Origin of the sequence: Streptomyces sp. HmicA12 (assembly GCF_000373565.1) — a bacterium.
Taxonomy (GTDB): domain Bacteria; phylum Actinomycetota; class Actinomycetes; order Streptomycetales; family Streptomycetaceae; genus Streptomyces.
This window is the reverse complement of the sequence record NZ_KB891799.1, coordinates 210,637-225,485: the sequence shown is the minus strand read 5'-3', so window position 1 is coordinate 225,485 and position 14,849 is coordinate 210,637. Positions and strand designations below refer to the sequence as shown.

Here is a 14,849-nt window from a genome sequence, read left to right as displayed (position 1 = left end):
CCACTTTAGGAAGAGGTGATCGGGAAGTGCCACCGAGAGTATTTGAAGAGCGATCTTGAGGCGGCCGGTACCCTTGGGGAGATCCGGGTTGTCTCCCCGGGAACCCCAAGCGCAAAGGCTGGATGAACGACGATGCATCGGTACAGGTCCCACACCTGCGGCGAGCTCCGCGCCTCTGACGTCGACACCGACGTCCGGCTGAGCGGCTGGCTGCACAATCGCCGAGACCTGGGCGGCATCCTCTTCATCGATCTGCGCGACCACTACGGCATCACGCAGCTCGTCGCCCGCCCGGGCACGAAGGCCGCCGAGGTCCTCGACAAGCTCACCAAGGAGACCGTCGTCCGTGTGGACGGCAAGGTCGTCTCCCGCGGCGCGGACAACGTGAACGGCGAGCTGCCCACCGGCGAGATCGAGATCGAGGCCGCCGAGGTCGAGGTGCTCGGCGCGGCCCAGCAGATCCCGTTCACGATCAACGCGGACGACGGCGTGAACGAGGAGCGGCGCCTGGAGTACCGCTTCCTCGACCTGCGCCGCGAGCGCATGCACCGCAACATCATGCTGCGCTCCGCCGTGATCGCCTCGATCCGCTCGAAGATGGTCGCCCTCGGCTTCAACGAGATGGCGACGCCGATCCTCGCCGCGACCTCCCCCGAGGGCGCCCGCGACTTCGTCGTCCCGTCCCGCCTGAACCCGGGCAAGTTCTACGCGCTGCCGCAGGCCCCGCAGCAGTTCAAGCAGCTGCTGATGATCTCGGGCTTCGACCGCTACTTCCAGATCGCGCCCTGCTTCCGCGACGAGGACGCCCGCGCGGACCGCTCGCCGGGCGAGTTCTACCAGCTCGATGTCGAGATGAGCTTCGTGGAGCAGGAAGACGTCTTCCAGCCCATCGAGAAGCTCATGACGGAGATCTTCACGGAGTTCGGCGGCGGCCGCGAGGTCACCTCCCCGTTCCCGCGGATCCCGTTCCGCGAGTCGATGCTGAAGTACGGCAACGACAAGCCGGACCTGCGCGCCAAGCTGGAGCTCGTCGACATCACCGACGTGTTCGAGGGCTCGGAGTTCAAGGCGTTCGCGGGCAAGCACGTGCGCGCGCTGCCCGTCCCGGACACCGCCTCGCAGTCCCGCAAGTTCTTCGACGGCCTCGGTGACTACGCGGTCGAGCAGGGCGCCAGGGGCCTGGCCTGGATCCGCGTGGGCGAGGACGGCGCGTTCGCGGGCCCGATCGCCAAGTTCCTCACCGAGGAGAACGTCAAGGTCCTCACCGAGCGTCTGGGTCTCGCCGCCGGCCACGCCGTGTTCTTCGGCGCGGGCGAGTACGACGAGGTCTCCAAGATCATGGGCGCCGTCCGGGTCGAGGCCGCCAAGCGCGCCGGGCACTTCGAAGAGGGCGTCTTCCGCTTCTGCTGGATCGTCGACTTCCCGATGTACGAGAAGGACGAGGAGACCGGCAAGATCGACTTCTCTCACAACCCGTTCTCCATGCCGCAGGGCGGCATGCAGGACCTGGAGGAGAAGGACCCGCTCGACATCCTGGCCTGGCAGTACGACATCGTCTGCAACGGCATCGAGCTGTCCTCCGGCGCGATCCGGAACCACGAGCCCGACATCATGCTGAAGGCGTTCGAGATCGCGGGCTACGAGGCCGAGACGGTCGAGGCCGAGTTCGCGGGCATGCTCCGCGCGTTCCGCTTCGGCGCCCCGCCGCACGGCGGGATCGCCCCGGGTGTCGACCGCATCGTCATGCTCCTCGCGGACGAGCCGAACATCCGGGAGACGATCTCGTTCCCGCTGAACGGCAACGCGCAGGACCTGATGATGGGCGCCCCGACCGAGCTGGACGAGACGCGCCTGCGCGAGCTCAACATCCAGCTGCGCAAGCCGGTCGAGAAGAAGTAACCGGCACCGTACGGCAGTTCACCTCAGGGCCCCCGCTCCGCACGCCGGAGCGGGGGCCCTGACGTTTCCGGGTGATGCACAGCCTGATGCGCGGCCCTGATACACAGTCCTGATACACAGCCCTGATTCACAGTCCGCACCCATGGCCCTGACAGCTTCGGCCCCTAGCGTCCACGCCCATGACCGATCCGACTGAGCAACCTGAGCCCCAAGTAGCTTCACACAAAAGAGAGTTGACCCGACGGAGGGCCATCCTGGCGGCCGGCGCGACCGTCGCGGCCGTGGGGATCGCCGGCACCCTCACGGAGGGTGGAGCGTTCGCCGACGACACGGCGTCGGGCACGGACGCCTGCTATCGGCTCACCACGGAGACCACCGAGGGCCCGTACTACATCGACGCCGACAAGCTCCGCCGCGACATCACCGAGGACCAGGAGGGCATCCCGCTCCTGCTGAGCCTCAAGGTGATCGACGCGGACACGTGCGAGCCGCTGAAGGACGCCGCCGTCGACATCTGGCACTGCAACGCCGTCGGGATCTACTCCGGCTACGAGGACATGAGCTCCGGGGGCGGCGGTACGCCTCCCACCGGCGCCCCCACCGGCGCCCCCACCGGCGCCCCCACCGGCGCCCCCACCGGCGCCCCCACCGGTGAGCCCACCGGCGCCCCCACCGGTGAGCCCACCGGCGCCCCCACCGGTGAGCCCCCGACGGGCGGTCCCGGTGGCGGTGGCGGTGGTGGCGGGCACCAGGTGCCCACCGACGACGAGCGCTATCTGCGCGGCACATGGAAGACCGACAAACACGGCCGCGTCGCGTTCAGGACGGTCTTCCCTGGCTGGTACCAGGGCCGCTGCGTGCACATCCACGTCAAGGTGCACGTCGACGGCGAGTGGACCGACGCGGGCTACGAGGGGGGCCACACCTGCCACACCGGCCAGCTCTTCTTCTCCGAGGCATCCGTCCTCGCCTCGGCCGAGGTCGCGCCGTACTCGACGAACACCACGGCCCGTACGACGCTCGACGAGGACACGATCTACCCGGACAACGGCACCGAGGGCGGCCTGCTGCACCTCAAGTACCTCAAGAAGCACATCGGCAAGGGCGTCGTGGCGTCACTGACGATGGGGGTGGCGCCGGACGAGACGCACGAATCGACGGACACGATGCCGGGGGCTCCTTCGGCCTCCGCGTCGTCCGCCGCCTCGTAGGACTCAGCCCGAGCGCGGCACCACGAGTCCCGACTCGTACGCCGCGACCACCGCCTGCGCCCGGTCGCGCACCCCCAGCTTGGCGAGCACCCGGCTGACGTGGGTCTTCACGGTCTCCCCGCCGACGACCAGACGCCGGGCGATCTCCTGATTGGACAGGCCCTCGGCGATCAGCCGCAGCACCTCGCGCTCGCGCGGGGTCAACGCGTCGACGGCGAGGGCCTGTTCGGGCACCGCGCGCGGGCGCAGCCGGGTGAACTCGGCGATCAGGCGGCGGGTGACCGTCGGCGCGAGCAGCGCCTCGCCCGCCGCGACCACCCGCACCGCCTCGAAGAGCCGCTCGGCCTGCATGTCCTTGAGCAGGAAACCGCTGGCACCGGCGGCGAGCGCGTCGTACACGTACTCGTCGAGGTCGAAGGTCGTCAGCATCACGATGCGGGTGTCCGGCAGGTCGCGGGTGATGCGACGGGTCGCCTCGATGCCGTCCATGCCCGGCATGCGGACGTCCATGAGGACGAGGTCGGGGCGGACCTCGCGGCAGACGCGGACCGCCTCGGCGCCGCCGGGTGCGCTGCCGACGACCGTGAAGTCCGGCTGGCTGCCGAGCAGCGCCCCGAAGCCGGCCCGTACGACGTCCTGGTCGTCGGCGACGACGATGCGGATGCCGTTCACCGGGCGGCGCTCCGCACCGGCAGCACGGCCTCGACCAGGAACCCGCCGGCCGGGGCCTGCCCCGCGTGCAGGGTGCCGCCTGCCATCGCCGTGCGTTCACGCATGCCGAGCAGGCCGTGACCCGGCTCGCCGGCCCCCGTGCCCGGGCCGCAGTCCCGTACACGTATCGCCAACTGGCTCTCCCTGTAGTGCAGTTCGACGTCGACGGCGACGCCGGGCGCATGCCGGCGGGCGTTGGTCAGGGCTTCCTGGACGATGCGGTACGCGGTGAGTTCCAGGCCGGGATCGAGGGCGGTGACACGACCGCGGACGATGAGGCGGACGGCGGTGCCGGTCGCCGCGCGGGCCTCGTCGACCAGGGTGACGAGCTGGTCGAGGCCCGGCTGCGGGGAGCGGGGCGCGGCCGCCGCGGGCTCGGCGGGGGCGTCCTCGCGCAGGACGCCGAGGAGGCGGCGCATCTCCGTGAGCGCGAGGCGGGCCGTGTCGCCGATCGCCAGGAAACGCTCGGCACCCTCCGGCGGCAGGCCGGGGGTCGTGTAGCGGGCCGTCTCCGCCTGCACCGAGATCGTCGAGATGTGGTGGGCCACGATGTCGTGCAACTCCCTTGCGATACGGGCGCGTTCACCGAGCGCCGCATGGGCGAGGGCCGTGTCCGCGTACGCCCAGTCGGCGGCGGAACGGCGGGCCGCCTCGGCCTTCGCGCGCCGGGCGCCGCCCGCGGTGAGCGCTGCCGCCGCGCCCGCGAGGAGGACGACGCCGTAGGGGCCGCTGTCGTCCGTGAGCGCGTACGTGGTGAAGGGCACGGCGAACAGGACGGCGGTGCGGCCAGGACCGCGCCGCCCCACCAGGTACAGGGCGGCGGCGAGGGCCGGCAGTCCCGCGTACAGCGTCCGGCCGTATGCGAGAGGGGCGAGCAGCGCGGCCGCGGTGAGGGCCGTGGCGGTGAGCAGGAGCTGGGAGCGGACGAAGGCGAGGGGCGCGGTCGCGCCGAGCGCCAGGGCGAGCAGCCCGGGAAGTTCGGGCTCCGGGCCCCGGCCCTGTCCGGTGACTTCGGCAAGGGCCGCCAGGGCCAGCACCGCGGCGGCGAGCAGCGGCAGGTCACGTGCGGTCGCCGCGCGCCGCGCCCGTGCCCGTGCCGCGGTCCAGGTCCCGGTCATGGCGGTCATTATCGGCGGGGCGCGGCGTGGGCGGCGTCCCCCTGCGGGGGGAGCGGGCCCCCCGTGAGACCACGCCCGGGCGGGACGCCGTTCCGCCGCCCGGTCCCTAACGTCAACAGGCATGACGGATATGACGATCGAGGCCCGCGGGCTGTGCAAGCGGTACGGGTCCACCACGGCCGTGGACGGGCTCAGCTTCACCGTCGAGGCGGGGCGGGTGACCGGGTTCGTCGGGCCCAACGGGGCCGGGAAGTCGACGACGCTGCGGATGATGCTCGGGCTCGACCGGCCCGACAGCGGGGCCGCGCTCATCGGCGGGCAGGACTACACTCGGCTCGCCGACCCGCTGTCCACCGTCGGCGCGCTGCTCGACTGCGAGGCGCTGCACCCGGGCCGCCGGGCCCGCGACCATCTGCTGTGGCTCGCCCACTACAACGGGCTGCCGAGCCGCCGCGTCGACCTCGTCCTGGACCAGGTCGGCCTCGCCTCCGCCGCGAAGAAGCGCGCGGGCGGCTTCTCCCTCGGGATGCGCCAGCGGCTCGGCATCGCGGCCGCCCTGCTCGGCGACCCGCCCGTGCTGATCCTCGACGAGCCGGTCAACGGGCTCGACCCCGAGGGCGTCCAGTGGATCAGGCGCTTCCTCAAGTCCCTTGCCGCGGAGGGGCGTACGGTCCTCGTCTCGTCGCATCTGATGAGCGAGCTGCAGGACACCGCGGACCACGTCATCGTGATCGGCCGGGGGCGGCTGCTCGCCGACACCGGCGTCGCCGCGCTGCTCGACGAGGCGTCCGGCGAGCGTGTCGCCCTGCGGACCGGCCGGCGCGCCGAAGCCCTGGCGGTCCTCGCGGGGGCCGACGCCACCGTCGCCGTGACCGGCCCCGACTCGCTCACCGTCACCGGACTGGCCGCCGAGGAGGTCGTCGCCCGGCTCGGCGCGCACGGCATCCCGTTCTCCGAACTGGCAAGGCACCGGGCCACGTTGGAGGAGGCGTACATGGAACTCACCGGTGCAGCGACGGAGTTCACGGCACAGGAGGCGTCGTCATGAGGTCGCCGATGCTCCGTGCCGTGCGCGCCGAGTGGACCAAGCTGCGCAGTGTCCGCAGCACCCCCCTCGCCCTGATCGCGCTGATCGCCCTCAGCCTGCTGCTGACCGTCGCGTCGGCGAACGGCAGCACGTTCAGCTACGCCGGCCCGAAGAAGTACGACAGCTCGACCTTCGTGCACCGCACCGCCGCGGGCGACGGCACCTTCACCGTGCGGGTCGCCGCGCAGCAGAACAGCGCCGCCTGGGCGAAGGCGGGACTGCTCCTGAAGGACGGCACCGCGAGCGGATCCTCGTACGCCGCCCTGATGGTGACGCCGGAGCACGGCGTGCGGATGATGGCCGACGGGGAACACGAACTGACCGGCTCCGGCGGCGCGGACGCCCCGCTCTGGCTGCGGCTCGTACGGTCCGGGGACCGGGTCACCGGCTACGAGTCCGCCGACGGCCGCGCCTGGACCAGGGTCGGCACGCTCACCGTCGCCGGGCTGCCCACGGCCGCCGAGGCGGGCCTCTTCGTCACCTCGCCCGTGGACGGCAAGGAGGAGCGCACCGGCCCCGGCGATCTGCGCATGCACCCCGTGGCCACCCTCGGCAGGGCCGTCTTCGACCACGTCGCCTTCCCCGCGGCGGCAGGCGCCGGCGGCTGGCGGCAGGCGGACATCGCACAGCCCGTGAAGAAGGGGGAGAAGGAGGAGATGGCCGACCCGGTCGCCGCCCCCAAGCCCTACCGCGAGCACGACGGCACCTTCACGATCACCGGCAGCGGCGACCTGGGCGGCCTCGGCATGGGCGGTGTCGGACAGCTCGGCGGACAGCCCGACCTGGTCAAGATGGCCCTCGACGACGGCATCCAGATCGCGACGATCGCGGTGATCGCCCTGGGCGTCCTGTTCATCACGTCCGAGTACAAGACCGGGACCGTGCGCACCACGTTCACCGCGAGTCCGCGGCGCGGCCGGGTGCTCGCCGCGAAGGCGCTCGTCCTCGGCGCGACGGTGTTCGCCGTGGGCCTGGTCGCGTGCGTGGCCGAGTTCCTCGTCGCCCGCCCCGCCCTGCGCGACAACGGCTTCGCCCCGCCGCTCTTCCCCGAGCTCTCCCTCACCGACCCGGCGACCGTGCGGGCGATCGTCGGCAGCGCGGCGTTCCTGGCGCTGGCCGCCGTGCTGAGCCTGGGAGTCGGGGCGCTGCTGCGGCGCGCCGTGCCGGCCGTGGTGCTGATGATCGTCACGTTCGTGGTGCTGCCGATCGTCGCGCAGAGCACGTCCATCGGGTTCAGCGACTTCGTCGGCCGGGCCACGCCCACGGCCGGCCTCGCGGTCCAGCAGACCCGCCGGCTCCTCGACACCGTCGTCACCCCGTGGGTGGGCTTCGGAGTGCTCTGTCTGTACGTGGCCGTGGTGCTCGGGGCGGCGCGGTGGCGGCTGGCCGGGCGGGACGTATGACGGCCACGGGAGTCCGCCGGGCGATCCACGGGGAGTGGACCAAACTCCGTACTGTTCCCGGGCAGTTGTGGACGGTGGCGTCCCTGACCGGAGTGATGGTCGCGTGCACCGCGCTGATCGCGGCGAGCGCCGGGAAGGGCCAGTCGGGGGTTCTCGCGCCGACCGCGCTGTCCCTGTCCGGGGTGTACCTGGCGCAGACGGCGGCCGCGCTCGTCGCCGTCGCCGTGGTCTCCTGCGAGTACCCGCGCATGATCCGTACGACCCTCGCGGCGAACCCGCGGCGCACCACGGTGTTCCTGGCGAAGGCGGCGGTGACCGCGGCGGCGGTGCTTGCCGCCGCGCTCCCCGCGGCCCTCGGCTCGCTGGCGGCGGGCCGCACGGTCCTGTCGGGACAGTCGGGAGCATCGGGATTCGGTCAACTCCCGCTCTCCTCCAGCATGTTGTGGCGAGCGGTGCTCGGCACGGTCGTCTATCTGCTGCTGGTCGCGCTGCTGAGTGTGGGGGTGGCGCTGCTGGTGCGGCACGCGGCGGCGGCCGTCGGGGCGGTGATGGCGCTGCTGTACGGGCCCTACCTGGCCACCCTGATCATCCAGATGCCGGCGCACGTGCTGCACCGGGTCCAGAAGTTCTCCCCGATGACGGCGGGCCTCGCCGTCCAGACGACGAGCGGCACCGGTACGGCTCCGCTCGCCCCCTGGACGGGCATCGCCGTCCTCGCCGCCTATGCGGGCGGGGCGCTGATGCTGGGCTGGGGGGCGCTGAGGGCGCGGGACGCGTGAGGTGGCGGAGGGGGTGACGTGCTGTGATGGCAGGACCTTTTCCGCGATGACGAGGTAGGGGGGAGACCCTCATGAGTCCCGTAGAGGCGCGATCCACTGTGATGCTGAGTCAGGGGGGCTTCGAGGAGCTCGCCGGGCACGCCCTGCGGATCGATGAGTCCCTGTGGCGGGAGGCCCTCGGAGGGAGGCTGGGCGCCAAGGCCCTGTCGGACGGAGACCACAGCACGATCGTCGAGTGGTCGACGAGGCTGTGCAGGCAGGCGCACGGCGGCGGGTGGCTCTGTCTACCTGCTGATCGACCGGGACACGGGATCGACCGGGACACGGGATCGACCGGGACACGGGCGAGGTCAAGGTGCACTCGCAGCCGGACGGGGTGCGGTACGAGCAGGTCGTGACGGTGCCGTTCGGGAAGGCGGTGACGTTGCCCGAGCCGGTCGGCATCGTGCTGGACACCGAGGCGCTCACCCAGTGGGCGCGCTGAGCAGCGCGAAGGGCCCGGAACCGGGGAATCGGTTCCGGGCCCTTCGCGCACGCGTCCGCGTTACGCCGCAGGCTTCTCCTCCAGGCGCGGGAAGAGCACCGCGCCCTTCGTCACCGTGGCGCCCGCCGACAGCTGACCCCAGCTGCCCGCCGACTGGACCCGCTGGTCGGCGAGGGCGCCCAGGGACGCCTCGGCGCCGAGCGACTCCCACAGCTTCGCGGAGGTCTCCGGCATGACCGGGTTGAGCAGCACGGCGACGGCGCGCAGCGACTCGGCGGCCGTGTAGAGGATGGTCGCGAGCCGCGCCTGACCCTCGTCGGAGGTGTCCTTGGCGACCTTCCAGGGCTCCTGCTCCGTGATGTAGCCGTTGACCTGCTTCACGAAGTCGAAGATCGCCAGGATGCCGCCCTGGAAGTCCAGCTCCTCGCCGATCTTCCGGTCGGCCTCGGCGACGGCCTTGGCCAGGCCGTCCTGGACCGCCTGCTCGGCCTCGCCCGCGGCGGTGGTCCCGGGCAGCGCGCCGCCGAAGTACTTGCCGACCATGGCGGCCACGCGCGAGGCGAGGTTGCCGTAGTCGTTGGCCAGCTCGGAGGTGTAGCGGGCGGAGAAGTCCTCCCACGAGAACGAGCCGTCGCTGCCGAAGGCGATCGCGCGCAGGAAGTACCAGCGGTACGCGTCCACGCCGAAGTGCGAGGTCAGGTCCTGCGGCTTGATGCCGGTCAGGTTCGACTTCGACATCTTCTCGCCGCCGACCATCAGCCAGCCGTTCGCCGCGACCTTGCCGGGGACCGGCAGGCCCTGCGCGAGCAGCATCGCGGGCCAGATGACGGCGTGGAACCGGAGGATGTCCTTGCCGACGAGGTGCACGTTCGCGGGGAACGTCTCGTCGAACTTCTCCTGGTTCGCGCCGTAGCCGACCGCGGTCGCGTAGTTGAGCAGCGCGTCGATCCACACGTAGATCACGTGCTGGTCGTCCCACGGGACCGGGACGCCCCAGTCGAACGTGGACCGCGAGATCGACAGGTCCTGAAGGCCCTGCTTGACGAAGTTCACGACCTCGTTGCGCGCGGACTCCGGCTGGATGAAGTCCGGGTTCGCCTCGTACAGGGCGAGGAGCTTGTCGCCGTACTCGCTCAGCTTGAAGAAGTAGTTCTCCTCCTTGAGGATCTCCACCGGCTTCTTGTGGATCGGGCACAGCTTGGTGCCGTCCTCGGCCTCGATGAGGTCGCCGGGGAGCTTGTACTCCTCACAGCCCACGCAGTACGGGCCCTCGTAGCCGCCCTTGTAGATCTCGCCCTTGTCGTAGAGATCCTGGACGAACTCCTGAACGCGGTCCGTGTGACGCTTCTCCGTCGTGCGGATGAAGTCGTCGTTCGCGATGTTCAGGTGCTCCCAGAGGGGCTTCCAGGCTTCGGTGACGAGCTTGTCGCACCACTCCTGGGGGGTCACTCCGTTCGCGTCGGCCGTGCGCATGATCTTCTGACCGTGCTCGTCCGTGCCGGTGAGGTACCACACCTTCTCGCCGCGCTGACGGTGCCAGCGCGTGAGCACGTCCCCTGCGACGGTCGTGTAGGCGTGGCCCAGGTGAGGAGCGTCGTTTACGTAATAGATCGGGGTGGAGACGTAGTACGCCTTCTCACCCTGCTTCTCGGTTCCAGTGGCCGCCATGGTCGAAATCCTACTGGGCCGACGGAGGGCGGTTCACCCGCGTTTCAGCGGGTGGACCGCCCTCGTCCGGTTGATCAGGGATGTCGATCAGGGATGTCGACAGGGATGTCGATCAGGGGTTACGGGCGCCAGCCGGCGAGCAGCCCCTCGTACAGCTCGGTGTCGGTCAGTTCCAGGGGAGTCTCGCCCGCCGGGAAGTAGCCGGTGTTGGCGGCCTTGAGCTTGCGCAGGTAGTCGAAGCCCTTGCCCTCCGGGGCGCCGAACGAGACGAACCGGAAGTGGATCGGGTGGCTCGCCGCCTGCGCGAGGGCCTCGTTCGCCGGGCGCTGCACGTCCGGCGGGCCGTCCGTCTGGAACACCACGAGGGCCGGTGCGGTGGGGTCGTCCGACTTCTCGTGGTGGGCGACGACCTCCTCGATCGCACGGTGGTAGCTGGTGCGGCCCATCCGGCCCGCCGCCGCGTGCCACGCGTCGATCCTGCCCTCGTACGAGCCGTCCAGGGCGAGGTCGCCCGTGGCGTCGATGTCCGTCGAGAAGAACACCGTGTGGACGGTGGGGGTCTCGCGCTCGTCCAGGTGGGCGGCGAGCGCGAGCGTCTGCTCGGCGAGCGCGGTGGCCGAACCGTCCTTGTAGTACGGGCGCATCGACCCGGACCGGTCGAGCACCAGGTAGACCGTGGCCCGGGCCCCGGCCAGCCCCTTGTCCTTCAGCACGGCCCCGGCGGCCTTGTAGGCGGCGACGAGCCCCGGCGTGCGGGCCTTGACGCGGGTGACGGGGTGAGCGGGCTTGCCGGGGGTGGCGGTGTCCGGCTCGGGGGCGGCTGCGACGGGTGCGGTTTCGGGGGTTGCCTCGGGTGCGGGTGCGGGTGCGGGTGCGGGTGCGGTGACCGCGAGGGGTTCGGGCTCCGGAGTGGGCTCCGGGGTGGGCTCCGGCTGGGGCGCGGCTGCGGCGGCGACCGGCTCGGCTTCGGGCGCGGCTTCCGGCTCGGGTGCCGGGGCGGGGGCCTCGGGCTCGGCGGCCTTCTTGGGCTTCCGGGCGGCTGCCTTGCGAACGGGGGCGGCTGCGGGCTCGGGGGCGGCCTTGGGCTCGGGGGTGGCTTCCGGCTCGGATTCCGTCTTCGGCTCGGCGGGGGCCTCCGTCTTGGCGGTGGCCTTGGTGGCCTTGGTGGCCTTCGCCTTGGCGGCGGTCCTGGGCTTCCGGGCGGCGGCCTTGGGCTTGGCCACCGGCTCGGCCTCGGGCTGGGCCGTCTCGGCTTCGGGCGCCTTGGGCTCGACCTCGGCCTCGGGCTGAGCCGTCGCGATCTCGGCGGCCTTGGGCTCGGTCTCGGTCTTCGGGGCCGGCTCGATCTCGGCTGCCGTCTCGGCGGCGGCTTCGGCGACCGGCTCGGTCTCGGCGGCGGCCTTCGGTTCGGCTTCCGCCTTGGCCGTCGGTTCGGCTTCGGCCTTCGGCTCGGCGGTGGCCTCCGCCTCGGCCTGCGGTTCGGCGACGGCGGTCTCGGGCTCCGCCTTCGGCTGGGTCTCAGCCGGGGCCTCCGCCTGAGCCTCCTCCTGGGCCACGGGCTCAGCCTCGGCCTCAGCCGCCGACTTGCCGGAAGCCGCGGTCTCGGCCCCAGCCACCGGCTCGGCCGCGCCCTGCGCCGCCCGACCGGAAGCCTCAGCCCCGGCCTCGCCCGAGGTCTCCGCGTCCGCGGCGCCGCCCACCCGCTCCTCGCCCACCGGGCGGGACGGATTCGGGACCGTTACGTTGTCGAAGGCCGCGGCCACCAGGTCGTCGGCCGCGCCGGCCTTCTTCGGGGCGGGGACCTTGGCGGGCGGGGCCTGCTCGGTCGACTCCACGGCCGCGGGCGCGGCCGGAGCGGGGACGGTCGGCTCGTCAGCGGCGGCGGCCGGCGCGGACGACGCGGTCGACGCTGCCTCCGGTTCCGACGCGGCCGCGGCCTCGTCCTTCTTGCGAGACCGCCCGAACGCGTTCCGCAGCAGATCCAGAATGCCCATGTGCGCAACCTTCCGCATGAATTGGTCGAGTTGGTCCCGATCCCCTGGAACCCCTGGCCAGGGCGGACACGTAAGGTTAGCCGCCACCGGCGGTGATCTTGGGAAGGGTCGGCCCGATCGGCGGAGCGCGTGACGAGCGCACAACTTCCCTCCCCCTCGTACAGGTTCACTCCTCGTTCATCCCGAGTCCCCCTCCGCGCACCCGCACCCCCCTACCGTCGCGGCCGAGACGAATCGCAAAGGGGAGGAAAAGCGTGCGCAAAATGCTGCCGCTCATCACGCTCAACAGCGGGCACAGCGGGGGGCGTTCGGCTCTTACGTGCAGGTTCCGGTGCGGTGACGCCTGCTTCCACGAGGTGCCCAACACCAGTGACAACGAGTACGTCGGCGATGTCATCGCCGGTGCGCTGAGCCGCCGTTCGATGGTGCGGGCCGCCGCCGTGGTGACCGTGGCGGCCGCCGCCGGATCGGCGGTCGTCGGTGCGGGGGCGACGCCGGCGAGCGCATCCTCGTACGACCACGACCACGACCACGACCACGACCGCGGCCATGACCACGGTCACGGTCACGAGGCGCAGGGTGCGCGCGGGCTGCGCTTCGCCCCCGTCGCGCCGAACACCGCCGACACGGTCACCGTGCCCGCGGGCCACGAGCAGAACGTCGTGATCCGGTGGGGCGAGCCGATCCTGCGCGGGGCGCCGGCCTTCGACGCGGAGAAGCAGACCGCGAAGGCGCAGGCGGGCCAGTTCGGTTACAACAACGACTTCCTGAGCCTGCTGCCGCTGCGCGGCGAGCACGGCCGTCAGGTGCTCGTCGCCAACCACGAGTACACCGACGAGATCCTGATGTTCCGTGGGTACGACCCGGCGAACCCGACCCGCGAGCAGGTCGAGGTGGCGTGGGCCGCGCACGGTCTGTCCGTGGTCGTCGTGGAGGAGAGCCGCAGGAGCGGCGCGCTGCACGCCGTGACCCGGCACCGGCTGAACCGGCGGCTCACCGCCACCAGCCCGTTCCGCCTCTCAGGACCCGTCGCGGGCAGCGCCCTCGTGCGGACGAAGGCCGACCCGAGCGGCATCACCGTCCTCGGCACGCTGAACAACTGCTCCGGCGGCACCACCCCGTGGGGCACCACCCTCCACGGCGAGGAGAACTTCAACCAGTACTTCGCCAACGCCCAGGACGTGACCGACCCGACGGCCGCCGCCCGCCTCAAGCGGTACGGCGTCGCGGGCGGTGCCTCCGAGCGCAAGTGGGAGCGGTTCGACGCGCGCTTCGATCTCACCAAGGAGCCCAACGAGGTCAACCGGTTCGGCTGGGTCGTCGAACTCGACCCGTACGACCCGGAGTCGGCCCCGCGCAAGCGCACCGCCCTCGGCCGCTTCAAGCACGAGGCCGCGCAGCCGCGCCTGACCTCCGACGGCCGCCCGGTCGTCTACATGGGTGACGACGAGCGCTTCGACTACTTCTACAAGTTCGTCAGCAGCAAGCGCGTCGCCAAGGGCACCTCGCGCGCCGCGCACGAGCACAACCTGACCCTGCTCGACGAGGGCACGCTCTACGTCGCCAAGCTGACCGGCGACTCCCCGGCGGAGCAGATCGACGGCAGCGGCGCGCTGCCCGCCGACGGCGAGTTCGACGGCAGCGGTACGTGGATCCCGCTGGCCACCGCCTCCGCGGGCGGCCGCGCCGTGTCGCACGTGGACGGCATGACCGCCGAGGAGGTCTACCTCTTCACGCGGTTCGCGGGTGACGCGGTCGGCGCCACGAAGATGGACCGGCCCGAGGACATCGAGCCGTCGCCGCGCACCGGCAAGGTGTACGTCGCGCTCACCAACAACACCGACCGCGGCAAGGCGGGCAAGGCGGGCGCGGACGAGGCCAACCCGCGCAACCTGAACAAGCACGGCCAGGTCCTGGAGCTGACGGAGCGCCGGAACGAGGCGGACGCGAAGTCCTTCGGCTGGTCGCTGTTCCTGGTCGCGGGCGACCCGGAGGACCCGGCGACGTACTTCGCGGGCTTCCCGAAGGAGAAGGTCTCCCCGATCTCCTGCCCGGACAACGTCGCCTTCGATCCGCACGGCAACCTGTGGCTCTCGACGGACGGCAACCAACTCGGTTCGCACGACGGCCTGTTCGGGGTCGCCACGCGCGGCGAGCGGCGCGGTGAGCTGAAGCAGTTCCTGACCATGCCGACCGGCGCCGAGACCTGCGGCCCGCTCGTCCAGGACCGCCGCGTCCTCGTCGCCGTGCAGCACCCGGGCGAGGTCGACGGCGCCTCCGTGGAGAAGCCAGCGAGCAACTGGCCGGACGGGCCGGGGAAGATCGTGCGGCCCTCGGTGGTGTCCGTGTGGCGTGCGGACGGGCGCGACATCGGCGTCTGATCCCGGCCCCGGTCAGGGCCCCGGTCAGGGTCCCGGTCAGGGTCCCGGTCCGGGCACGTAGGCGTACGACGATCGGGGCGTCCCCCGAGGGCGCCCCGATCGTCGTCGCTCCGG

General features: G+C 71.8%; 11 protein-coding genes. 7 read left to right on the top strand and 4 right to left on the bottom strand.

Going from position 1 to position 14,849, the window contains the following annotated elements; translation table 11 throughout:
* Positions 1–132 precede the first annotated feature (132 nt).
* Positions 133–1,899, top strand: a complete 1,767-nt coding sequence (aspS, locus tag B072_RS0107795; RefSeq protein ID WP_018529382.1) for an aspartate--tRNA ligase — start codon at positions 133–135, stop codon at positions 1,897–1,899.
* Positions 1,900–2,078: 179 nt separating this feature from the next.
* Positions 2,079–3,110: an intradiol ring-cleavage dioxygenase gene (locus tag B072_RS42775; RefSeq protein ID WP_078506339.1), complete on the top strand. Its 1,032-nt coding sequence runs from the start codon at positions 2,079–2,081 to the stop codon at positions 3,108–3,110.
* A 3-nt stretch (positions 3,111–3,113) separates the two neighbouring features.
* Here B072_RS42775 and B072_RS0107785 read toward each other — a convergent pair whose 3' ends face one another.
* Together B072_RS0107785 and B072_RS0107780 are read right to left on the bottom strand one after the other, a co-directional pair.
* Positions 3,114–3,782, bottom strand: coding sequence for a response regulator (locus B072_RS0107785; RefSeq protein WP_018529380.1), 669 nt, complete (start codon positions 3,780–3,782; stop codon positions 3,114–3,116).
* Positions 3,779–4,939, bottom strand: a complete 1,161-nt coding sequence (locus B072_RS0107780) for a sensor histidine kinase (RefSeq protein ID WP_018529379.1) — start codon at positions 4,937–4,939, stop codon at positions 3,779–3,781. Before B072_RS0107780 ends, B072_RS0107785 begins: the two co-directional genes overlap by 4 nt.
* Before the next feature lie 121 nt (positions 4,940–5,060).
* Here B072_RS0107780 and B072_RS0107775 point away from each other — a divergent pair, with 121 nt between their 5' ends.
* The 4 genes from B072_RS0107775 to B072_RS49595 all read left to right on the top strand — a co-directional run bounded on the left by B072_RS0107775 (position 5,061) and on the right by B072_RS49595 (position 8,692).
* Positions 5,061–5,987, top strand: coding sequence for an ABC transporter ATP-binding protein (locus B072_RS0107775; protein WP_026245555.1), 927 nt, complete (start codon positions 5,061–5,063; stop codon positions 5,985–5,987).
* The gene (locus tag B072_RS0107770; protein WP_043243490.1) at positions 5,984–7,429 is read left to right on the top strand and encodes an ABC transporter permease subunit; all 1,446 of its coding nucleotides are present in this window, start codon (positions 5,984–5,986) and stop codon (positions 7,427–7,429) included. Before B072_RS0107775 ends, B072_RS0107770 begins: the two co-directional genes overlap by 4 nt.
* Positions 7,426–8,208 (top strand): hypothetical protein, encoded by a 783-nt coding sequence (locus B072_RS0107765; RefSeq protein ID WP_026245554.1) that lies wholly within the window; start codon positions 7,426–7,428, stop codon positions 8,206–8,208. Before B072_RS0107770 ends, B072_RS0107765 begins: the two co-directional genes overlap by 4 nt.
* A 355-nt stretch (positions 8,209–8,563) precedes the next feature.
* Positions 8,564–8,692, top strand: a complete 129-nt coding sequence (locus tag B072_RS49595) for a hypothetical protein (protein ID WP_018529375.1) — start codon at positions 8,564–8,566, stop codon at positions 8,690–8,692.
* Positions 8,693–8,752: 60 nt separating this feature from the next.
* Here the strand turns inward: B072_RS49595 and metG are convergent, their stop codons facing one another.
* Positions 8,753–10,360, bottom strand: coding sequence for a methionine--tRNA ligase (gene metG, locus B072_RS0107755; RefSeq protein ID WP_018529374.1), 1,608 nt, complete (start codon positions 10,358–10,360; stop codon positions 8,753–8,755).
* A gap of 119 nt (positions 10,361–10,479) precedes the next feature.
* Positions 10,480–12,354: a VWA domain-containing protein gene (locus tag B072_RS0107750; RefSeq protein ID WP_018529373.1), complete on the bottom strand. Its 1,875-nt coding sequence runs from the start codon at positions 12,352–12,354 to the stop codon at positions 10,480–10,482.
* 263 nt (positions 12,355–12,617) lie between these two features.
* Between B072_RS0107750 and B072_RS0107745 the strand changes: the two genes are divergently transcribed.
* The gene (locus B072_RS0107745) at positions 12,618–14,735 is read left to right on the top strand and encodes a PhoX family protein (RefSeq protein ID WP_018529372.1); all 2,118 of its coding nucleotides are present in this window, start codon (positions 12,618–12,620) and stop codon (positions 14,733–14,735) included.
* Positions 14,736–14,849 lie beyond the last annotated feature (114 nt).

What these genes read in the sequence shown, in the direction of transcription:
- B072_RS42775 (WP_078506339.1), top strand. Translation starts at nt 2,079, where the DNA reads ATGACCGATCCGACTGAGCAACCTGAGCCCCAAGTAGCTTCACACAAA.
- metG (WP_018529374.1), bottom strand. Translation starts at nt 10,360, where the DNA reads ATGGCGGCCACTGGAACCGAGAAGCAGGGTGAGAAGGCGTACTACGTC.
- B072_RS0107780 (WP_018529379.1), bottom strand. Translation starts at nt 4,939, where the DNA reads ATGACCGGGACCTGGACCGCGGCACGGGCACGGGCGCGGCGCGCGGCG.
- aspS (WP_018529382.1), top strand. Translation starts at nt 133, where the DNA reads ATGCATCGGTACAGGTCCCACACCTGCGGCGAGCTCCGCGCCTCTGAC.
- B072_RS0107745 (WP_018529372.1), top strand. Translation starts at nt 12,618, where the DNA reads ATGCTGCCGCTCATCACGCTCAACAGCGGGCACAGCGGGGGGCGTTCG.
- B072_RS0107750 (WP_018529373.1), bottom strand. Translation starts at nt 12,354, where the DNA reads ATGGGCATTCTGGATCTGCTGCGGAACGCGTTCGGGCGGTCTCGCAAG.
- B072_RS0107770 (WP_043243490.1), top strand. Translation starts at nt 5,984, where the DNA reads ATGAGGTCGCCGATGCTCCGTGCCGTGCGCGCCGAGTGGACCAAGCTG.
- B072_RS0107765 (WP_026245554.1), top strand. Translation starts at nt 7,426, where the DNA reads ATGACGGCCACGGGAGTCCGCCGGGCGATCCACGGGGAGTGGACCAAA.
- B072_RS0107775 (WP_026245555.1), top strand. Translation starts at nt 5,061, where the DNA reads ATGACGGATATGACGATCGAGGCCCGCGGGCTGTGCAAGCGGTACGGG.